The following is a 20,398-nucleotide window of genomic DNA, read 5'->3' on the forward strand; positions in this document are numbered from 1 at the left end:
TTGAAATGGAAAAAGGCGAAGGGCAAAAAGAGACATCATAAAAAAGAGACATCGCCATCCATCTAAGGATTAGCGATATCTCTTTTTTCATGCATCCAAACCGTTAATGAACTCCTCAATCTCTTCCTTCGTCTTCCGATCCTTACTTACAAAACGCCCAACCTCTTCCCCATTATGGAAAGCGATAAAGCTCGGAATCCCAAAAACATCCAACTGCTGACAAACATCAATAAAATCATCACGGTCAACATAAATGAAAGTATATTCCGGATAATCCGCCTCAATACTAGGCAAGAACGGCTCGATCACCCTACAATCAGGGCACCAATCCGCCGAAAACATGAACATCGTCCGCTCCTCATTTTTCAATTGCTCAAACTGTTCAACCGATTGAAGTTTTTCCATTCATACTCTCTCCTTCTATTTTCATCTCTCTTAAAGTATATCATCCAACGTATATTCAGCCATATAATGACGATTTTTAGCAGAAACAAAAAAGTCATGAAATCGAACGATCGGGGAATTCTAATCATTCAACAAAGGAGGTTTCCCATTGCGTATTTATATAATTGCATCTGTATTTATAATGATCTGTCTTTGTATGACGCCTACCATTTCCTCTGCTTCCGACGAACGCAGCGATAAGGAGATTATGGAAGAACGGATGGGATTTTATTTGCAATTCGCAAGTGAACTCGTTCCGTGGTACCACCTTGCAGCGATCGATCAATTTGAACGAAACATCCAACAAGTTCGCAACGATCTAACGAAGGTGGAGGGACCGATTTCCATTCAGTACTCTGTTGATCATTGGTTTGGCGCATTGAATCCTGACTATACGGACGCTTCTGCTACGACGATCACGCTTTTTGGCGGTAAAGGGACGGATGGCAACGGAGATGGGATGGCTGACTTGTCTGACCCTATGGATGTGCTGCAAACAATGGCTTCACATTTAGCCATGTACGGACCAGATGAAAATGAATTCAAAGCGGCATTATGGCACTATTATAAGCGGGAAGCGACCGTCAATCAGATTGTGACAATAGCCAAGTTGTATAAGCATTTTGAAACTGTCGAACTGGATAAACATGTATTCCCGATTCCAAAAGGACACCACTACACATACCGCAGCACTTGGGGCTCAAGCCGCGGATGGGGAGGACGTCGTATTCATGAAGGAACGGATATTTTTGCAGGCTATGGTGTTCCCGTCGTCGCAACTTCCTATGGCGTCATTGAAGTATTAGGGTGGAATGAATATGGTGGATGGCGCGTAGGCATTCGTGACAACCATAACACATATCATTACTTTGCCCATTTGGCGTATTTTGATAAAGGCATTAAGGAAGGCGATATTGTAGAACCTGGAACGCTTCTCGGATTCATAGGCAGCACAGGATATGGAAAAGAAGGTACATCTGGTAAATTTCCTCCCCATCTCCATTATGGAGTATACAAATACAACGGCCGGGTTGAATGGGCCTTTGATCCGTTTCCTGCACTTCGAAATTGGGAACAGAAAAAATGAGGCTGTCTCGATTTTGAGACAGCCTCTCTTCTTATATTTTTACGTTTAACGTCTTGAATAAGAACGAGTAGACATCCGTCTGTTCCTCGATAATTTTAACTGTCGGCTTCCCAAGTCCATGTCCCGCATTTTTTTCGACGCGGAGTAAGATTGGATTACTTCCTTCATAAGTTGCCTGCAAAGTCGCTGCAAATTTCATCGCATGCGCTGGAACGACACGGTCATCCGTATCGGCAGTAGTTATTAAAGTCGGTGGATAGTCAACGCCTTCCTTGACGTTATGAAGCGGGGAATATTTGATCATGAACGCAAAATCATCGGCATTTTTTTCGGCATTTCCGTAATCCGTCACCCAGTAGCGCCCTACTGTGAATTTGTGATAGCGGAGCATATCAGTGACGGGCACTTGGCAAATTGCCGCCCCGAACAAATCTGGGCGTTGTGTGATGCTTGCACCGACGAGCAAACCACCGTTACTGCCGCCCATGATTGCAAGTTTTTCCTTCTTCGTATACCCTTCAGAAATAAGCCATTCAGCCGCCGCAGCGAAATCATCAAATACATTTTGTTTTTGCGCTAGTGTTCCTGCCTTGTACCACTCTTCTCCGAATTCTCCGCCGCCTCTCAAGTTTGCGACAGCATAGACGCCGCCTTGTTCAATCCACATACGAACCGCAGGCGAAAAAGATGGGGTCAAACTCACATTAAATCCGCCATACCCGTATAATAGGACAGGATTTTCTCCGTTTTGGACTAATCCTTTCTTATGTGTTAAAAACATCGGAATTTTCGTTCCGTCTTTTGAGACATAAAAAATTTGGGATGTCTCGAATCCTTCCGTGCTGAATTTATTCTCTCCTTGAAAAACACTATTCAATTCTTCTTGAGCGAAATCATAACTAGCAATCTCGTTCGGCGACAAGTAAGATGTATATCCGATATACATCCACGCCTCCTCTTTCTTCCCTGTTAAACCTGTCAACGAAATATAATTCGGCAATTGCACATCCTTTACATGATTGCCATCCAAGTCGAAAATCTTCAGTTCGTAATGAGCATTATGCAAATAGCAGACAATTAGTTGACGGTTTACAATTTTACCGAATGACAATACATCTTCTTTTTCTGCAATAATGTCGATCCAATTTTCCTTAGACGGATTTTCGAGATCGACTGCTATGATTTTTTCACGCGGTGCGTCGACATTTGTAACGAAATAGAATGTATTCCCTTCATTTCCGATAAACGAATATTCTCCATCCCCTTTATCAAACAGGCGAACAAATTCCTCTTCTTTTTCAAGATCCTTATAATAAATCCGACTTTTATTTTCAGTACCTTTCCATACGTTCAGGATCAAATACCGGTAGTCATCCGAAAATATCGGATTGAAAGAGTACTCCTTATTGTCCGTATCTTCGTAAACGAGCACATCATCCTCTTGGGACGTCCCTGCTTCATGCCAGTATACTTTATTGTAGAAGCTTTGCTCTTCCGGAGATACGGTTGCTGGATCTGGGAAACGGTTATAGTAAAAGCCTGTCCCTTCTTCATTCCAAGCAATGCTCGAGAATTTGCAAAAACGGATTAAATCAGCTTCATCCTTCCCTGTCTCCAAGTTTCGAACTTTGATCTCCTGCCAGTCGCTTCCGTTAAGAGAAATGCCGTATGCTAACTTCTTTCCATCACTTGTGAAAGATAAATTGGTAATGGCGGCTGTACCTTCTTCATTCATCGTATTTGGATTTAACACTTCTTCCAGTTCCTTGGAATGAAGATCTTTAGTACGGTAAAATACAGCCTGGTTTTGGAGTCCATCGTTTTTGTGGAAATAGAAATAGTCCCCTTCTTTGGTCGGAACAGTATACTTCGGAAAATTCCACGCTTCCGTCAGTTTGCTTTTCACGTTTTCGCGATTATGAAAGGTTGAGATAAAGTCTTGTGTCTGTTTGTTTTGGTTGTCGACCCATTGCTGTACTTCCGGGTCTTCCGGATTTTCCAACCATCTGTATGGATCTCGTATTTCAGTTCCATGAAAGTTCTCAATTACATCTTCTTTTCTAGTAAATAATACCATTTCAAATCCCCCTTTAATGACTTACAATTGACATTTTACCATACAGTTCAGAAAAGTGAGCATAATAAAAGCAGCTGAATAAACTCAGCTGCCAAAATTCATTTATGGCTATTGAATGTCGCACCATGTAATGGAGGCGGGATGATCCAGCCTTTCTCTTTGTTTAGACGAAGCAATCTCATTCCAAACAATAGTCGATCTGCATGAAATTTACTGAACATCATTGCAATATCTTCTCTGAGACATTGGCCGATTACTTGACTGCATGATACAAGACCTTGCCCAACGTTTATGGATACTGCCGCACTGATTTCCGGATCCATAAAACGCGCTCCTACTGGAATTTCTTCAGCATTCGCTTTTGCACGTTCTGGCAATGTGGGAGGTGGTGTCACACCGTTGTCCTTCAACACTTTCTCAACAGCATTATTTTCTTCTTTCATCATCTCAACTGCATCTTTCAATAATTTAATCAGTTCCTCGTCTCCAGCATGATTGATGAAGCCTTCATATCCGCTGATCAAACCTTTGTTTGCACCTGCATATGCCCAACAACCGAGTACTTCACCATAGTGCATTGGCTCTTCTTTCGGATTACCATTTAAAATGCCCAATTTTTCTCCCTCTTTTCTTAAACTTTTCCATTGGTGTTTATGGAATTGCAGTTATGATGTGAAGAAATTGTTATTTTATACACTAGGTCCGCGTAAAATAAATCAGATTGACATTTTCGGAATGTTTGATAATATGTTATGCAATACATTTTTTCTCTACATTTCACAAATTACATTAAAGGCGAATGTTTTATAAAAAATAAAATAATATTATTCGTCTTTGAATGTAAAACGAACTACTTAATAAGTATTTCGTAGTATTTTCTAAAAAATACACGAATGATAGGTTGACATCCAGAAGAACCGTGTTATGATTGTGACTAATTAAATAACTCGATAATGATTTGGACGGAGACAGGCTTTGCGGAACGGAATCTCTAGAGAGCTGATGGTTGGTGAAAATCAGCGTTTTCGACGTAAGGCAGCACTCCTGAATCGATGGACAGAAACTTGTAAAGTACGTTCATCCGGCACATGACCGTTACGCATGCAATGAAGGCTGTCCGAACGACAGCGAAAAAGGGTGGCACCGCGTAGCGTAAAGCTTTTCGCCCCTTGCATTTTTTTGCAAGGGACGAAAGGCTTTTTTCATTTACTTAAAGGAGGAGATTGACATGTTGCAAGATCAACAATACTTACGAATTCCAGGACCGACACCGATTCCGCCAAGTGTTCAACGAGCGATGGCTAAACCGATGATTGGTCATAGAGGCAATGAGACATCGGAATTGATTCGTTCAATCAAACCACGACTGAATAAAGTGTTTGGGACTAAACAGGATGTCCTGATCGTTACGGGAAGCGGAACTTCAGGATTGGAAGCAGCTGTCGTCAATGCCGTTAAACCTTTGGATGAAGTGCTCGTCATTGTAACCGGTGCATTCGGGGCACGTTTTGTGAATATTTGCGAAGCATATGGCATCCGCGTGCATAAATACGAAGTTGAGTGGGGGAAAGCTTTCAATCCTATTGAAATTCAACAGCATCTCCGTACTATTCCAAAAATAAGCGCCGTTTTTGCAACATACTGTGAAACTTCTACCGGTGTAATGAATCCAATCCACGAACTTGCTGCCGCGGTGAAAGAAGTTTCCGATGCACTCATAATAGTGGACGGCGTTTCATGTGTCGGAGGAGTCGAAACGAAAATGGATGAATGGGCTATCGACATTATGGTGACTGGATCACAAAAAGCATTTATGCTGCCCGCCGGATTGATGTTCATCGCGGTAAGCGAGCGTGCATGGGATGTAATTCATTCAAACCCGAACCGTGGTTTCTATTTGGATTTGTCAAAGTATAGAGACAATCTTGCAAAGGATACGACACCTTTCACCCCTGCTCTTTCCCTTCTCTTTGGGCTCGATCAAGTGCTTGATTTACTGGAAAAGGAAGGGTTGGAAAACGTGTACAGTCGACATGCGCTACTGAAAGAAATGGTACGCGGAGCTTTCAAGGCACTAGATATCCCGCTATTAACGAATGATGAAGATGCATCAGATACAGTTACTGCCGTCAGGCCAGATGAGATCGACGTGGAGCAATTCCGGAAAGTGATTAAAAAGGAATTCGGACTATCAGTAGCAGGCGGACAGGAACGTTTGAAAGGGAAAATCTTCCGCATCGGGCATATGGGCTATTGCTCCCCTGCCGATGTTTTGCAGACACTTAGCATGATCGAAATCGGTTTGATCCAATCCGGAAATGAAATTGAGCTCGGCAAAGGAGTTGCGGCAGCACAGCGAATCTATTTGAAGAATGGAGCGAACTACCGATGACATACCACATATTAATAGCCGATCCGCTAAGCGAAGAAGGAATCCATCCACTACGTCAGGCGGAAGGATTGGAGATCACTATTGCCACCGATTTATCAAAAGAAGCATTGCTTGAAAGGATTAAAGGCTTCGATGCTTTGCTCGTCCGCAGTCAAACACAAGTGACACGAGAAGTGATTGAAGCTGCGAGCAACTTAAAAATAATTGGACGTGCAGGTGTCGGGGTCGATAATATCGATTTGGATGCCGCCACGGAGCACGGAATCATCGTCGTCAATGCACCTGACGGCAACACGAACTCCGCAGCTGAGCATACAATCGCGATGCTGACGGCGTTGGCAAGGAAAATTCCACAAGCGTTCAACTCATTGAAAAACGGCAAATGGGATCGTAAGTCGTTTATCGGTGTCGAGCTGAAAAATAAAACGCTCGGCGTCATTGGACTTGGAAGAATTGGTGCGGAAGTGGCAGCACGTGCAAAAGGACAACGGATGAATGTTATTGCTTATGACCCTTTTTTAACGGAGGAAAAGGCGCAAAAAATGGGGATCGGCTTTGGGACCGTCGAGGACGTATTAAGGGTGGCTGATTTCATTACAATCCATACTCCTTTATTAAAAGAGACTAGACATTTATTGAATGAAGAAGCATTTACGAAAATGAAAGATGGCGTTCAGATCATCAACTGTGCAAGAGGAGGAATTATTGACGAAAATGCTCTTTACGCCGCTATTTTGTCAGGCAAAGTCGCCGGGGCAGCTCTTGACGTTTTTGAGACGGAGCCATTCGTCGATCATCCACTACTTACATTATCTGAAGTAATAGCTACGCCGCATCTCGGAGCGAGCACTGTGGAAGCCCAAGAAAGCGTAGCGGTCGATGTAAGTATGGACGTCGTGAATTTCTTTACAGGAGAATCTGTGCGAAATCCAGTCAACTTCCCTTCCGTCCCGAAAGAAGTGATGGCAAAAATCGCTCCATTCTTCGATTTATCCGAAAAGCTGGGAGTTTTCCTTTCCCGAATGACCAACGAAGCGATTGAAGAAGTGAACATAAAATATGCCGGGGAGCTCGCAAACTATGATGTGCGTGCCCTGACACGCAATACGGTAAAAGGTATTTTAAAACGGAATCTCGGAAATCATGTCAATGACGTCAATGCGAAATTTTTAGCCGAGCGGTTCGATATTAAAGTGAATGAGCATAAGACGACTGCCGGTAAAGGATTCCTCCATTTGATCACTGCGGAAATCGTCACAGCGAAATGTACACATCTCGTTGCAGGCACTATGCTGAACGGCTTAGGAGCACGTATTGTGAAAGTCGATAATTACGCGGTCGATGTTGTGCCAGAAGGACATCTGTTGTTCATCAAGCATAAAGACCAGCCCGGAGCAATTGGACGTGTCGGAATGTTGTTAGCAGAGAAAAACATCAATATCGCAACGATGCAAGTCGGACGTTCGACTGTCGGCGGCGACGCCATCATGATGCTCACGATTGATAATCGGGTTGAGCAGGCGGAACTTGAAGATTTGACTGATCTTGCAGATATTTATGAAGTGAAGGCGATTGATCTTTGAATCCTTGTAAAATTAATGGAGCCCTTGCACGAATAAAGGAGCCCTTGATGAATTAATGGAGCCCTTGCGCTAAAAAGGTGAGTTCCCGTTGCGGGACTCACCTTTTCATCTTTTCTAAAATCGGAAAAAGCTCGTCCAAATGTTTTATTTCATACGTCGGCTGAATGTCCGGATGCACCGATTTCCCTTCTCGATTAATCCATACGGAACGCATTCCTACACGGGAAGAACCTAAAATATCTGTGAGTAAATTATCGCCGACCATAAGAGCTTCGTCTGCTGATGTCCCTGTTTCCTCCAACACATGCTCGAAAATGGAAGGATCCGGCTTTCCTTTGCCAAATGCTCCTGAAACGACAATTCGATCGAAATATGGAGCCAGCTCTGGAGTAATTTCCAACTTTGTTTGTTGGAGCGAAGGAGAGCCGTTTGTCAATAGGACAAGTTTAAATTTGCCTTTCAACCTATCCAAAACAGGGAATGTCTCATCGTAAACAAATGGTGAGTTTTTTCGTTCCTCAATAAACCGCGCGGCTAGCGACTCACCGAAGTCCCCATCATCAATCCCCAGTTTATTGAGCCCTTTCGTCCATGCATCGCGCTGATAATCTGATATGACTTCTTTCATTCGCTGAAATTCTTCGCCGGGGTCGTCAAATATTCCCCATAATCCCTCGAAAGGATTGATTCCTATCATTTGTGTGTAGTCATATGTATCATACGCGGCATACAGTTCCCTTGCAGCTTCGCGAACGGCTGCTTCCAGTTGTAATGCATCAACGTCTTGCATTTCCTCAGCATATTGACAAGTTTTCTCGAATGCTGTCGCAATGCTTTTCTGATCCCATAAAAGCGTATCATCCAAATCGAAAATGAGTGTCCGTATCATCGGTCATTCCCCCTTTGCTTGATTATACAAAAAAAACGCTCCAAAAGGGATTGGAGCGGATATTTCAATTGGAATAGATATTTCGGTTCCAAAAACGCTGTTGCGCAATTGCTTGAATGAAATCATTCGAGAAATCGGCTCCAGATTCTGATGCAATAACGACGCCTGGTCCTGGACTTGCATCTGAATTCATAAAGATAGCTTCTCCTGTCGAAGCAACGCCAATCGGTTTAAAATGTTTATACGTTTCGTTTATGAACTCCTTAATGTCACTTTCAAATTTCGCCTGATTTGCAGATTTTCCTCCGACGACATAAAATGAGTCATGAAGAACGGGTGAAGTCGTTGTAAAGGTTTCATTCATCACAACTTTTACACCATCCACTCCCGTCAGGCTGCCTAATCGCTCTCCTACAATATCGACAGTAACCCCGTTGTTCAATAATGCTTTAACGACTGCTTTCACTTCTCTGCCGTTGAAGCCTTCACCTATTAACACGCCGACTTTAAGAGTATTCGGGTATCTCGGCGTCCGTTCTTGGCTAAGGGCTGGTGAAGAAGCTGAAACGTCGACATTTTCTCCGGTCGGACGGTTGACCCCGACTGCATCCGCAAGTTCCGTAGCCAATCCTTTGTCAACATTGACAAACATATCGACGACTTGTTGTCTGACGTCGACTGATTTCACTTTCCCCACTTCAAAGATGAAGGCATCGGTTATATGTCGTTTTTCAGGACTTGTCATACTGTTCCAGAACAAGCGTGCTTGCGAAAAGTTGTCATTGAATGAATCGCTTCGTGCTTGAATGATGCGCCCTTCTACTTTTTCTGCGTAATGGACATACCCACCCTCTTCCCAAGTGGAAGTGGAAGGTGTATTTCTAGCGAGTGAATTTTTATGGTAACTGACTTGCCCAACATCAATCCGCTGGCGGCTGAATCCATCCCGTTGATTATTATGGAACGGACAAATTGGGCGATTGATCGGGATCTCAGCGAAATTCGGCCCTCCTAGACGAAGCAGTTGCGTATCCAAATATGAAAATAATCTTCCTTGCAGAAGCGGGTCGTTCGTGAAGTCGATGCCAGGCACGATATTGCCGAGATGCATTGCGACTTGTTCCGTTTCCGCAAAGACATTATCGACATTCCGGTTTAATGTGATTTTGCCGAACATCTGGACTGGTACAATTTCCTCCGGCCAAATTTTTGTAGCATCCAAAATATCGAAATCGAACATGAACTCGTCTTCTTCTTTGATCATTTGCACTCCGATTTCATATTCAACGACATTTCCGTGCTCAATATTTTCCCACAAATCTCTTCGATGGAAATCTGGATCTTTCCCGGAGATCTTTTGGGCTTCATCCCAAACGAGTGAATGTACGCCAAGAATCGGCTTTAGATGAAATTTGACGAATGTCGCTTTCCCTGCCGCATTGACAAGGCGGAACGTATGCACACCAAACCCTTGCATCATCCTGAAACTTCTTGGAATGGCTCGGTCGGACATAAGCCACATGATCATATGTGCGGTCTCTTGATTATTTGCAACAAAATCCCAGAATGTGTCATGGGCGGAAGCAGCCTGGGGCATTTCATTATGCGGTTCAGGCTTGATGGCGTGAACGAGATCCGGGAACTTAATTGCATCCTGGATGAAAAAGATGGGTATATTGTTTCCGACGAGGTCGAAGTTCCCTTCTTCCGTATAGAACTTAATTGCAAAACCTCGTACATCCCTTACTGTATCTGCAGACCCTTTACTTCCAACAACCGTTGAGAACCTGATGAATACGGGTGTTTTTGAACCAGGTTTTTGCAGGAAACCGGCTCTCGTAAACTCCTCCATGGATTTATGAAGTTCAAATTCCCCATGAGCCGCAAACCCTCTCGCATGGACGACCCTTTCCGGTATCCGTTCATGGTCGAAATGGGTAAGCTTCTCACGCAGATGGAAATCCTCCAGTAATGTCGGTCCGCGCACTCCCGCTTTCAAAGAATTTTCATCATCCGACACTCTCAGTCCTTGGTTCGTCGTCATTTTCTTTCCATAGTTATTAACTCTGAATTGGTCAAGCTGAGCGTTTTTTCGATTTTGGCTATTCTCCACAAAATCCCCTTCCACATATTTTTAATTCACCATCCATATATATATGCAATTTAAAACCATTCGGGCACTTTCCTCATGTTTCATCAAATCCGAATTAGGTTACAATAGGAGACGATACATATTCAAGAGGAGGCGCAAACGATGCATTATTTCATTGGAATCAAAGCTCCTGCTTCAACTGAAAAGCTTGTAAAGCTGTATAAGGAAAAATACGATTTATCAAACGTTTATAAGGTCATCCCTCATATGGATGACCTGCATATTACATTGCTGTTCATCGGAGCACTCCCTGAACAACGACTTGAATCTTTGCAGCAAAGCCTGGCCGCGTTAGCCGACAAGTATAGCAACTTTCTTGTAAACGTTGATGGTCTTTCATTTTTCGGTTCTCCGAAAGGTCCTCGTGTTGTTTATTTGTCTATCCAGCAATCAAAAGAGCTTGATGCGCTGCAACAATCGGTTGCCGCAATCGGGTCAGAACAGTTAGGTATCGAACCCGATAATCACTTCACCCCTCATATTACGATTGCTAAAAAGCGGAAAATCGATAGACCGTTACCCATACAGAAAGAGACTTGTACACCTATTCCTTTTTACATCGATGAATTTTCACTTTTTAGGATACACCCATCTAAAAATCCAAAATACGAAGCTGTCCAAACCTTCTCACTACAACAACAACCCTCTCATTAAATTCGAGAGGGTTTTCATTACGTCTTATTTATTCGGAACCATCCTTTGTACGTAAACCAACCTACCATCGCGACTCCTATAATCAGCATTACAATAAGGACTACTGGATACCCGTACCGCATATGAAGCTCGGGCATACGGTCGAAATTCATTCCATACACACCGGCAATGAATGTCAACGGAATAAAAACTGAGGAGATGATCGTCAGCGTCATCATGACGCTATTCATTTGGTTGGAATTAATGGACAGCTGACTGTCGCGGATATCCGATGTGAGCTGTCGATTCGAATCGAGCATGTCACTTAGTCGAATGAGATGGTCGTATATATCCGAAAAGTACGTTTGCTCATGGGGAATGAAATCTAACTTTTTAGACTCGAGCATTCTGTATAGCAACTCTCTCATCGGATAAATTGTTCTCCTTAGACGTAATAGGTCTCCACGCACTTCAAATACATAATCCATTGATAATTGAACGGTTTTCGGTGATAATTTCTCCTCGATTTCGTCTAGTTGGTCTTCAATATTGTAAAGGATTGGAAAGTATTGATCGACGATTTTATCTAAAATTTCATAAGTGACGTGTACATGTCCCCGTTCCCAAAGCCTGGAAGATTGCATGATTGCTTCTCTTGCCTTGTCGATTTCTTGTAGTTTTGTGTAATGAAACGAGACGACATAATTATCACCAAGAAACAAGTCCACTTCTTCCGCATTCAAATCTTCATGGCAGATCGAGTGCAAGGCAAAGAATGTATAATCGTCATAATGATCCAGTTTTGGACGCTGAATGCGGCCGTAACAATCCTCCAAAGCGAGCGGGTGGAAGGCAAAGTACGATTGTAGCAAAAATGCTTCTTCTGCATCCGGCTGATCAAAATCAACCCAGTACCATTGCAATGAGAGCATTGAGATTTCGTGTAATGGGAAGTCGAAAATGAATTGACCTTCTGTTGTTACGCCCATTGTGCGGATCATGTTACCACCCTTTCTTCGCTTTATAAGAACGATATCCATACCGAATCCGTTGATTATCCTTACCGTATCATGTCCAATTTAACCTTATATCCTACATATTCAGAGTGAAACTTAGTGATAGTTCTCTACCGAGAAATTTTCACGCAAAAAAGGCTTGGATGTTTTCACCAAGCCTTTCTAGCTTTGAGAAGATGCTACATATTTTTACTTTGCTGAAGGAGTTTGGATTCTCCCGTCCGCTCCCATTCCTCTACTGTCTCATATGCTTTTTCAGGAGAATACCCTTTCCCGACAAGAACCCCCATTAATATGAACTCTTGCAGAATGTGCGTCGCATTTATGCCTCTCTTTACATCTTCCAATCCTTCGTTCACTAAAAACTGAGTATGCCTTATCCAATCGTCTGGAGTCTTGCCAAAAACAAGATTTCCATTGCTATGACTCCGTCCTTCCTCCTCGGCGGCGGCTGCCTCTTTCGTTGGATGAACAGTACCAAAAGGATGGTTAGGAGGTGCGTAGATGGAGTAAAGCTTTAGTGGAACATTTCCTGTGTTGATGAGATTATGCCATGTTCCAGCGGGCAACATAATTGCAGAATCATCAAATACATTTCTTTCAAAATTCAAATTGTCTTTACTCTTGCCCATTCGAACGATTCCCTGTCCTTGTTCGATTCGCAGGAATTGGTCAACGTCCGGGTGCATCTCCAAGCCGATTTCTTCGCCGACATTTAGACTCATGAGCGTCACTTGCAAATGATCTCCTGTCCATAAAGCAGTACGGAACGTATTGTTTTGTTTCGTTGCATTATTAATATTTACAACAAACGGTTCTCCTCCATAGTCTTTTAGTACAATGCTGTTATTCATTCCAGCATTATATCCAGCATAATCAGGAATCGTCCAAAATCCTGGCTGCTGCGCTCCATAGTGCTGCATTGGTACGTGGAAGTAATACGGATTGTGGTAATACACATTTGGAGCATGATACATAGTCATCAACCCCTTCACAACTTGTAAATTAGTCTATGCTTTATGTCTGGGAATTGTACGTATACAAATTTTACTATGTTTACTTTACTACCGATAAGCGCACTGTATGTGTAGAACAACAAAGGAGTGGTGTCATTATGGAAATGCAAGATAAAGTCCAAAAAGAACTGTCGAAGATTAACGGAGAAGATAAGGATCAGATTTTAGAGAATTTCAATCGATTCAAACAGTATCTATCGGAAAAAGTGGAGCTTGGGGAAAATATGGGCTTAAGTGATGAAAAGCTCGCTAAAACGACCGAAATCGTTGCAAATTATCTCGCCAACCACGAAGAGCCTCGTAACCGTGAAGAAAAGGTTTTAATGGAACTTTGGAAGTCGGGGTCTAAAGAAGAGCAAGGCGTCCTTTCCCGCCTGCTATTGGAAATGGTTAGGAGAGCATAAGTAGGGAGGAAATTGCGATGGATAGTCAACGAGCACGTCAGATTGTGTCGTCGCCGGATGAAATCATGGTCAGTTATAACGGGGTGTCTGTCTGGATTGATAAAGTCCATGATGACGACCGGACAGCCACTGTTCATTTACGTCAGGCGATGGAAGAAAGATCAGAAGTTTCGATTTCCGAATTGAAGGAGCACTCATAATGACAAAAGCTGTCCAGAAATTCTCCGGACAGCTTTCGTATTCTTGCTATTTTATTATTGTCACCCGATATTCTCAACAATAATTTGTACAATCAACATAACCGTCACAACTCGTAAGATTGGCTTCACAAATTTTGGTTTCAGTTTCTCCGCAATCCGGACGCCAGTTTGTGCTCCTGCAATTGACCCTAACATTAACATAAGTGTAAGCGGCCAAATGATTTTTCCTGCTGCGATATAAGTGATCGCCGCCCCGAGACAACTTGAGAATGTAGCGAGTCGAACATAGCCGACTGCCTTTATATATGCCACTTTTAAATGGCCAAATAAATACAACATCAATGTGCCTTGCCCAGGTCCGAAAAGTCCATCATAAATTCCGATACTATACAATCCAGGCACACTCCATTTACCGAATTTCAATGTTTCCTGACCGTCAAAATCCCCTTTTCCAATGAACGATGTGATGAACGCAAATGATAAAAGAATAATCGCCACTATATATAAGTGATCTTCTGAAAGTTTTGTTGCAATGAACCCACCACTAATTCCACCTATTAAACTGACAGGCATAATCCAGAATGATTCTCGCAAAGAAATCTGCTTATGTCTTAAAAGGAATAGGAAACTCGAGAATGAACTGATCGTGTTGGATACTTTATTCGCGCCAATTGCAGAGTGGATCGGCACGCCGAGTAGCAGCATCGCAGGAAGACTAATCAATCCGCCTCCTCCAGCTAACGTACCGATTGTCGTTGCAATTGCACCGATGAAAAAGAGTGAAATATACTCCATAAAAGACACCCCCCTGTGTATAACTAAATTATACTCCTCTAATGTCCATTAGAAAAATCGATAGTTATTATACAAAGGGATAAGAATTTGTTATACAGTCAAAATTAATTAAAACCCGATATCATACTCTTCTCCGTCTTCATTAACCACTTTGAACTTGCTAACTGGATGTTTAAGACCGATCAGAGTATAAGGATTTACTTCATCACTGTTTGCTTCAATTTCGCGAACAGTAACGATTGTTTGGTCATCCAAGTAATCAACACTTACCGCTTCGAGTTCAAGATCGCGCGTCCCTGTTGAAATGACTACCATCTTTTTCCCTTCTGCAACATCAATCACTTTGAAGCCTTTACGCTCTGTTTTATCTTTTTGCAAATAGTTCACATATGCCCTGACAGCGGGCTCATCGTCAAGATTCTTCTTATTCATTACCCAATATCCCTTGCCACAGCCACTCAACAACATTATTACTATGAATAATCCAATCATTATTCTTTTCAATTTAAGCTCACCTTCCCCCTATATTTTTACAGATTTTTTTGTAATACGATCCGATGAATCCCTTCATCATCATAAAATGTTTCAAAAATATCAAACCCATGTTGAATGTTTAAAATCAACATATTTCTCCATTTATTTCTCGTCTTCGTTTCGATTATTGCATAGCCCGCTTCCTTAACGAGACGATGTTGGAGTTCCATAAGCTTAGAGGCAATCCCTCTTCCTCTGTATTCCTCGTTAACGGCCCCATACCAGCTGTAATAGCGGTCTTCTGAAAGACTATATCCAATCTTATAGCCGACCACCTCATCCTTCACAAGGGCAACAACAAAAAGAACACTCGGCTTTGAAGCTACTTTCTCCAATAATTCATCGCCATTAGCAAAAATTTGATTATGTACTTGTATAATCCCCTTCAATGTTTCCTCATCCGGCATTCCCCAGTAACTGTGAACGTGGACCATAGCAACATCCTCCTCTTCCAATATTATACTATGAATTTAATTTATTCATATCTCGAAATTAAGTAATCAATTTATCTCTTTCCACATACAGTAGACAAAAGATTCTGACTCAATAGAGAGGAGATAAAGAATGGACAAGATTTTAGAAACAATCGTCGGGTGGTTATGGGGGTTGCCGCTCATCTTTACAGTATTGTTTGTCGGGCTATACTTTACAATCGGCAGCAAGTTTTTTCAGATCAGTTATTTACCTCATATCTTCAAAGCAACGTTCGGTAAGCTCTTTACAAAAAAGGAAAAGCTTGAAAATGCAAAAGGCATATTGACGCCATTCCAGGCTGTCAGCACTGCAATTGGGGGCAGTGTCGGGGTCGGTAATATCGGAGGAGTGGCGACTGCCATTGCGGTAGGTGGTCCCGGCGCGGTATTTTGGATGTGGATTACAGCACTCTTAGGCATGATGACAAAAACGGTAGAAGTCACATTAGCTGTCCATTACCGCGGCACTGATGAAAAAGGCAATCCTTATGGCGGACCGACGTATTACATGGAAAAAGGATTAGGCGAGGAAAAGAAATTCAAGTATTGGAAAATACCTGCCATTCTTTTCGGATTCGGAATCTTCACGACATTTTTCATTACCCTACAAAACTATACGGTTTCTGAAGCAGTTAGCTCAACGTTTAATATCGGCATGATACCTTCTTCTCTCATTTACGTCACTCTCATTTACGTCATCATCTACGGGGGAATTAAGCGGATCGGCGAAATTGCGACGAAACTGATTCCCTTCATGAGCATCTTTTATGTACTTGCCTCTCTCTTTATCATCCTCAAGAATTTCGATCAAATCGGCCCAGTGTTTGCACTTATTTTTGACAGTGCCTTTACAGGAATGGCCGCAGTCGGAGGCTTTACGGGTGCAGTCATTGCTCAAGTGATCCGGATGGGAGTAGCCCGAGCAGTTTATAGTAACGAAGCTGGTTGGGGTACTTCACCGATGATCCACTCAACAGCGAAAACAAACCACCCAGTCAAGCAAGGAATGTGGGGAGCTATGGAAGTATTTGTCGATACAATCATTATCTGTTCGATGACTGCATTTACAATCATTATTACAGGTGCTTGGTCATCCGGCCTTGACGGAGCGGCACTCACATTATCGGCATTTGAAGCTGGTATCGGACAAACAGGCAGGTATATCATCGCTCTTTCCGTCTTCCTATTCGGCTTGACGACGACGACCGGCTGGTACACCTATTACGAAATCATTTTACGCCATCTATTTGGTGGAGAGAAGAAAGTAAAGGTGAAGAATAAAACCATTGCGTTCTATAAATGGCTCTATCCAGTTCCGGGCTTACTCATGGTCATCTATGCCGTCTACTATGACATGCCTGGAAAAGCTGTTTGGTATTTTGCAGATATCACGACTGCAATTCCGACATTCATCAATTTGATTGTCATCATGTTCTTAAGTAAGAAGTTCTTTGAGCTGCTGAGGGATTATAAAGCAAGGCATTTGAATATCGGCACGATTGATCCGAATTTTAATGTGTTTTATGAGGATAAGGTGAAGAAGTGAATGTAATTTAGTTGGAATGAGAACTTTTCGGAAAGAACGAGAAGTTTTAATAAAAGACGGTTGAAGATTAGTGTTTTACTATTCTTCAACCGTCTTTTTATTCATTTCCCTTTTTATTTTTGCAAGTGCTCCAATTTATCCGGATTGGACACCATGTAAATCCGAGAAATTTTATCGTCTTGAAACTCCATCGAGACGACATAAGCGACATAGTCATTAATTGACACGACTACGCCTGGGTACCCATTTACAACTTCGAAATCCATTCTTGAGTTTTCAGGCAGCTTTTTCATAATGCTTGTAAACAATAGGACAATGCGCTCTGATGTATGGATTGGATTTAGCGCAGCTTTTACTTTGCCGCCTCCGTCAGAAATAAAAATAGAATCTGTCTTCAATAACTCTAACATTTTGGGTATATTCCCTTTTTGAAGCGCTACTGTAAATTGTTCAATACTACTTTTCATTGATTGAAAATCCAATGTAGAAGTTTTCGGTCGATTATCCATACTTTTTTTAGCTCTATGAAAAATCTGCCTGCAATTGGTAGAGGACTTTTCAATAATAACAGCAATTTCTTCATAGCTATACTGGAAAACTTCCCTTAATAAGTAGACAGCCCGTTCATCTTCAGTTAACTGTTGTAAAAGCAAAAGATAAGCGGTCGAGATAGACTCCTTCATCAAATAAGTATGTGCAGGGTCATTTCTTACCTCTACTAATGGTTCTGGCAGCCACTCTCCAACATAAACCTCACGCTTACTTGCAGCCGATCTCAATTTGTCTATAGAGCTATTCATCATAATCTTACATAAATACGCTTTCTCGTTTTCAATTACTTTTTCACTACTAACATGGTCATATATTAAGAACACCTCTTGGACAAGATCTTCTGCATCTGTAATACTCCCAGTCATTCGGTAGGCGATTGAAAACAACAAAGGTTTATACGTTTGATACAATTGTTCAGTCTCCAAACACTTAACCTTCCTTCGCTAACGTTAGTTCGTTTGCTCGTAAAATCTCTAATGCTGCACGCTTCCCGCTCGCAACTGCGGCGTCAGCTAATACTTCTTCATGTCCTGCCCAATCTCCTGCTATAAAAATTCCTTTCATTTCTGGTATGCTCGGGCCAGGGTTTTCTCTTCTTTTTACATGTGGAAAGTCATACGTTACCGTTAGTTTCGGTAAAAATTGTTGCACCACAACTTCCTTTCGCCATCCAGGATGAAGCAAATCCATTACTGATTCTAATTGTTGCTTATCTTCGTTTACGTTTATTTCTTCCATTGGATTATGGTATTTCGTTAAACTTACTACCAATGTCCCGTCTTCACTTAACTTTGCTGCCCTTGATTGGTTCGTGAAAAACAAAGCTTGATCAAGTCCTATCGCAAATTGATGTTTTGGTGTAGGCAACTTATTAATCCCGATATCCAAACAGCATGCCGTAATAGGAATTGATTGTTCATTCCACAAACGCAAAGAAGTATGTTGTGCGCCATTCAACATGTTCATTGCCTCTTTGGGAGGGACTGCAATGATGCAAATGGGAACTTGAATGACCGTACCATCTGAGCATCGTATGATTTGATATTGCTCGTGATGTTCAATAATTGTTACATTTTTATTCGTTGCTATTTCAGCACCCCGCGCTTCTGCCTGCTTCATAAGTTTTTGAACAATTGTCTCCCAACCTCCATCGATATATAAGACACCTGCATGTAATGAACGCTTCACTTGCTTTAAAACTGGCCTTGCAAGCTGCAGTGTCGGGGCACACGTATAGGAAGACAATCGACAAATCGAATTAAATATATGCCTCACCATCGGATCGGATACTTCAGAATCTACCCACTGCTTGAGACTAACTTCGGGTATGGAATCAATATTTAACTTCATAATCTTTACCATTAGTTTGCCGAACATAAATTTAGCTTGCCATGATAATAGTGTAGATGACATGATAGAAGGTACATCTGTTGGTATGACATGAACAGCATGATTTAAAATGCCATGAATCTTAACAGCTTTCGTAGCATTTCCACCAGGAAGAGATATTCCTAGTTCGGTTATAATGTTTGCCGCATCCCCTGACACATACAAACCATGCGGTCCCAAGTTCATAAGAACCCCATTTTTATCATTGGTCATCGCCCTTCCACCTAGTCGTTTCGATTTTTCCAAAATAACGACCTTTTTTCCTTCCTGCGCCAAAAAATTAGCTGCTGTCAATCCAGCTAATCCGCCACCAATGATTGCAACATCATATTGAAGCATGAAAAACCCTCCTAATTTGTTTTGTAATCAAAACGAATGAGAAAGGGTTTTTGTGACAACTACTGTAAAAAATATTCCGCAATTCAGAGGAATTTCCCGTATCGTTATCAATTGGCTCTTTGAGGGTAAAATAATGAATAGAACGGACATTTTATAAAAAGGGGTAATAGTATATGAAATCGATAAAATGGATGCTAATAGTAGCAACAATCTCCATCCTTATCGCGGGATGCACTGATGCGAACGAAGAGGACGGGAAAGAAGCGATGGGGAACAATTCACCAGTTACCGACGATATAGAAGATGCAGGAACAACGGATAACAGTACAACCGACAGTGACTCTTCAACTACCGATGGAAATACCGATAATTCTTCTGCCGAATCCTTGGAGGATGAACAAAAGCAGATGGCGATTGATATGCTCAACGACTTGGTTAATGATGCGAAGGAAGGGAAAGTCTACCGCCCAGACCAAGGATTCATAATTGGAAAGACGAAACGGAATGACATAGTAAAAGCAATTGGAGAGCCTGAGGAAAAGATAGGCGGCTATGATCATTACCATGGCTCAATGGGCAATCCTTCAGTCGCATTCAAATATGACGGAAAGGACGTGCTTGAGGAAGCACGCTACTTCGGAACAAATGTGGAACGCCAAACAAATCTAGGCGGGATCACTGAGGAGAATTTGATCGAGCAACTCGGCAAACCTGCGGACAGTCGCCGAATCGAGTCGACTGGAGAGAAGAATATTCGTTATCATCTTAATGACTTTGAACTGCAGTTCGTCATCGGCAAAGACGGGACGCCAGATCATGTAAATTTGAAGAAATGGCGGTAATCCCTACCTGTTCATGAATTGGAAGCGTCCCATGG

The 20,398-nt window shown here is 42.2% G+C and carries 20 protein-coding genes and 1 other annotated feature; of the genes, 8 read left to right on the forward strand and 12 right to left on the reverse strand.

What is annotated here, in order from left to right:
- Window positions 1-87: 87 nt before the first annotated feature.
- Complete coding sequence (locus tag ACTHPA_RS08345) at window positions 88-405, reverse strand: thioredoxin family protein (RefSeq protein WP_440499711.1); 318 nt, start codon at window positions 403-405, stop codon at window positions 88-90.
- A 196-nt stretch (window positions 406-601) separates the two neighbouring features.
- On the opposite strand from ACTHPA_RS08345, the gene ACTHPA_RS08350 reads away from it, so the two are divergent.
- Window positions 602-1,531 (forward strand): M23 family metallopeptidase, encoded by a 930-nt coding sequence (locus tag ACTHPA_RS08350; protein ID WP_440500090.1) that lies wholly within the window; start codon window positions 602-604, stop codon window positions 1,529-1,531.
- A 31-nt stretch (window positions 1,532-1,562) separates the two neighbouring features.
- On the opposite strand, the gene ACTHPA_RS08355 is transcribed toward ACTHPA_RS08350, so the two are convergent.
- Window positions 1,563-3,608, reverse strand: coding sequence for a prolyl oligopeptidase family serine peptidase (locus ACTHPA_RS08355; RefSeq protein ID WP_440499712.1), 2,046 nt, complete (start codon window positions 3,606-3,608; stop codon window positions 1,563-1,565).
- A gap of 98 nt (window positions 3,609-3,706) precedes the next feature.
- A complete protein-coding gene (locus ACTHPA_RS08360; protein WP_440499713.1) occupies window positions 3,707-4,222 on the reverse strand; it encodes a DUF3231 family protein in 516 nt (171 codons plus the stop codon).
- A 336-nt stretch (window positions 4,223-4,558) separates the two neighbouring features.
- Window positions 4,559-4,781 (forward strand) — a binding site (T-box leader).
- A gap of 55 nt (window positions 4,782-4,836) precedes the next feature.
- Here ACTHPA_RS08360 and ACTHPA_RS08365 point away from each other — a divergent pair.
- On the forward strand, window positions 4,837-6,000 hold the full coding sequence (locus ACTHPA_RS08365; protein WP_440499714.1) for a pyridoxal-phosphate-dependent aminotransferase family protein: 1,164 nt from the start codon (window positions 4,837-4,839) through the stop codon (window positions 5,998-6,000).
- Window positions 5,997-7,583, forward strand: a complete 1,587-nt coding sequence (serA, locus tag ACTHPA_RS08370; RefSeq protein ID WP_440499715.1) for a phosphoglycerate dehydrogenase — start codon at window positions 5,997-5,999, stop codon at window positions 7,581-7,583. The genes ACTHPA_RS08365 and serA overlap by 4 nt, the downstream gene beginning before the upstream one ends.
- A gap of 97 nt (window positions 7,584-7,680) precedes the next feature.
- Here serA and ACTHPA_RS08375 read toward each other — a convergent pair whose 3' ends face one another.
- On the reverse strand, window positions 7,681-8,472 hold the full coding sequence (locus tag ACTHPA_RS08375) for an HAD family hydrolase (protein ID WP_440499716.1): 792 nt from the start codon (window positions 8,470-8,472) through the stop codon (window positions 7,681-7,683).
- Between the two features lie 64 nt (window positions 8,473-8,536).
- Entirely contained in the window at window positions 8,537-10,600 is a 2,064-nt protein-coding gene (locus tag ACTHPA_RS08380) for a catalase (protein WP_440499717.1), read from the reverse strand.
- 126 nt (window positions 10,601-10,726) lie between these two features.
- Between ACTHPA_RS08380 and thpR the strand changes: the two genes are divergently transcribed.
- Window positions 10,727-11,278: an RNA 2',3'-cyclic phosphodiesterase gene (gene thpR, locus ACTHPA_RS08385; protein ID WP_440499718.1), complete on the forward strand. Its 552-nt coding sequence runs from the start codon at window positions 10,727-10,729 to the stop codon at window positions 11,276-11,278.
- 17 nt (window positions 11,279-11,295) lie between these two features.
- Here the strand turns inward: thpR and corA are convergent, their stop codons facing one another.
- Window positions 11,296-12,258, reverse strand: coding sequence for a magnesium/cobalt transporter CorA (gene corA / locus ACTHPA_RS08390; RefSeq protein ID WP_440499719.1), 963 nt, complete (start codon window positions 12,256-12,258; stop codon window positions 11,296-11,298).
- 194 nt (window positions 12,259-12,452) lie between these two features.
- The gene (locus ACTHPA_RS08395) at window positions 12,453-13,250 is read right to left on the reverse strand and encodes a cupin domain-containing protein (RefSeq protein WP_440499720.1); all 798 of its coding nucleotides are present in this window, start codon (window positions 13,248-13,250) and stop codon (window positions 12,453-12,455) included.
- Window positions 13,251-13,387: 137 nt separating this feature from the next.
- Between ACTHPA_RS08395 and ACTHPA_RS08400 the strand changes: the two genes are divergently transcribed.
- Window positions 13,388-13,693, forward strand: a complete 306-nt coding sequence (locus tag ACTHPA_RS08400) for a DUF3243 domain-containing protein (protein ID WP_440499721.1) — start codon at window positions 13,388-13,390, stop codon at window positions 13,691-13,693.
- A gap of 17 nt (window positions 13,694-13,710) precedes the next feature.
- Window positions 13,711-13,893, forward strand: coding sequence for an H-type small acid-soluble spore protein (locus tag ACTHPA_RS08405; protein WP_440499722.1), 183 nt, complete (start codon window positions 13,711-13,713; stop codon window positions 13,891-13,893).
- A gap of 60 nt (window positions 13,894-13,953) precedes the next feature.
- On the opposite strand, the gene ACTHPA_RS08410 is transcribed toward ACTHPA_RS08405, so the two are convergent.
- The 3 genes from ACTHPA_RS08410 to ACTHPA_RS08420 form a co-directional block, all read right to left on the reverse strand.
- The gene (locus tag ACTHPA_RS08410) at window positions 13,954-14,688 is read right to left on the reverse strand and encodes a sulfite exporter TauE/SafE family protein (RefSeq protein ID WP_440499723.1); all 735 of its coding nucleotides are present in this window, start codon (window positions 14,686-14,688) and stop codon (window positions 13,954-13,956) included.
- A gap of 108 nt (window positions 14,689-14,796) precedes the next feature.
- Window positions 14,797-15,120 carry a hypothetical protein gene (locus tag ACTHPA_RS08415; protein WP_440499724.1) on the reverse strand — a complete coding sequence of 108 codons (324 nt, stop codon included), beginning with the start codon at window positions 15,118-15,120 and terminating at the stop codon, window positions 14,797-14,799.
- 98 nt (window positions 15,121-15,218) lie between these two features.
- On the reverse strand, window positions 15,219-15,656 hold the full coding sequence (locus tag ACTHPA_RS08420) for a GNAT family N-acetyltransferase (RefSeq protein WP_440499725.1): 438 nt from the start codon (window positions 15,654-15,656) through the stop codon (window positions 15,219-15,221).
- Window positions 15,657-15,786: 130 nt separating this feature from the next.
- Between ACTHPA_RS08420 and ACTHPA_RS08425 the strand changes: the two genes are divergently transcribed.
- Window positions 15,787-17,241 (forward strand): alanine/glycine:cation symporter family protein, encoded by a 1,455-nt coding sequence (locus tag ACTHPA_RS08425; RefSeq protein WP_440499726.1) that lies wholly within the window; start codon window positions 15,787-15,789, stop codon window positions 17,239-17,241.
- A 113-nt stretch (window positions 17,242-17,354) separates the two neighbouring features.
- Here ACTHPA_RS08425 and ACTHPA_RS08430 read toward each other — a convergent pair whose 3' ends face one another.
- Together ACTHPA_RS08430 and ACTHPA_RS08435 are read right to left on the reverse strand one after the other, a co-directional pair.
- A complete protein-coding gene (locus tag ACTHPA_RS08430) occupies window positions 17,355-18,218 on the reverse strand; it encodes an RNA polymerase sigma-70 factor (RefSeq protein ID WP_440499727.1) in 864 nt (287 codons plus the stop codon).
- A gap of 4 nt (window positions 18,219-18,222) precedes the next feature.
- On the reverse strand, window positions 18,223-19,521 hold the full coding sequence (locus ACTHPA_RS08435; protein WP_440499728.1) for a phytoene desaturase family protein: 1,299 nt from the start codon (window positions 19,519-19,521) through the stop codon (window positions 18,223-18,225).
- A 173-nt stretch (window positions 19,522-19,694) separates the two neighbouring features.
- Here ACTHPA_RS08435 and ACTHPA_RS08440 point away from each other — a divergent pair, with 173 nt between their 5' ends.
- Window positions 19,695-20,363 carry a YjgB family protein gene (locus ACTHPA_RS08440; protein WP_440499729.1) on the forward strand — a complete coding sequence of 223 codons (669 nt, stop codon included), beginning with the start codon at window positions 19,695-19,697 and terminating at the stop codon, window positions 20,361-20,363.
- The last annotated feature ends 35 nt before the right edge of the window (window positions 20,364-20,398 follow it).

This window comes from Sporosarcina sp. SAFN-015, assembly GCF_051966875.1.
Classification (GTDB): domain Bacteria; phylum Bacillota; class Bacilli; order Bacillales_A; family Planococcaceae; genus Sporosarcina.

Bases quoted from the DNA above. Each gene is read 5' to 3' on its own strand.
- thpR (WP_440499718.1), top strand. From the start codon at position 10,727: ATGCATTATTTCATTGGAATCAAAGCTCCTGCTTCAACTGAAAAGCTT.
- corA (WP_440499719.1), bottom strand. From the start codon at position 12,258: ATGATCCGCACAATGGGCGTAACAACAGAAGGTCAATTCATTTTCGAC.
- ACTHPA_RS08400 (WP_440499721.1), top strand. From the start codon at position 13,388: ATGGAAATGCAAGATAAAGTCCAAAAAGAACTGTCGAAGATTAACGGA.
- serA (WP_440499715.1), top strand. From the start codon at position 5,997: ATGACATACCACATATTAATAGCCGATCCGCTAAGCGAAGAAGGAATC.
- ACTHPA_RS08345 (WP_440499711.1), bottom strand. From the start codon at position 405: ATGGAAAAACTTCAATCGGTTGAACAGTTTGAGCAATTGAAAAATGAG.
- ACTHPA_RS08425 (WP_440499726.1), top strand. From the start codon at position 15,787: ATGGACAAGATTTTAGAAACAATCGTCGGGTGGTTATGGGGGTTGCCG.
- ACTHPA_RS08440 (WP_440499729.1), top strand. From the start codon at position 19,695: ATGAAATCGATAAAATGGATGCTAATAGTAGCAACAATCTCCATCCTT.
- ACTHPA_RS08435 (WP_440499728.1), bottom strand. From the start codon at position 19,521: ATGCTTCAATATGATGTTGCAATCATTGGTGGCGGATTAGCTGGATTG.
- ACTHPA_RS08375 (WP_440499716.1), bottom strand. From the start codon at position 8,472: ATGATACGGACACTCATTTTCGATTTGGATGATACGCTTTTATGGGAT.
- ACTHPA_RS08395 (WP_440499720.1), bottom strand. From the start codon at position 13,250: ATGTATCATGCTCCAAATGTGTATTACCACAATCCGTATTACTTCCAC.
- ACTHPA_RS08405 (WP_440499722.1), top strand. From the start codon at position 13,711: ATGGATAGTCAACGAGCACGTCAGATTGTGTCGTCGCCGGATGAAATC.
- ACTHPA_RS08420 (WP_440499725.1), bottom strand. From the start codon at position 15,656: ATGGTCCACGTTCACAGTTACTGGGGAATGCCGGATGAGGAAACATTG.
- ACTHPA_RS08355 (WP_440499712.1), bottom strand. From the start codon at position 3,608: ATGGTATTATTTACTAGAAAAGAAGATGTAATTGAGAACTTTCATGGA.
- ACTHPA_RS08410 (WP_440499723.1), bottom strand. From the start codon at position 14,688: ATGGAGTATATTTCACTCTTTTTCATCGGTGCAATTGCAACGACAATC.
- ACTHPA_RS08415 (WP_440499724.1), bottom strand. From the start codon at position 15,120: ATGAATAAGAAGAATCTTGACGATGAGCCCGCTGTCAGGGCATATGTG.
- ACTHPA_RS08350 (WP_440500090.1), top strand. From the start codon at position 602: ATGACGCCTACCATTTCCTCTGCTTCCGACGAACGCAGCGATAAGGAG.
- ACTHPA_RS08365 (WP_440499714.1), top strand. From the start codon at position 4,837: ATGTTGCAAGATCAACAATACTTACGAATTCCAGGACCGACACCGATT.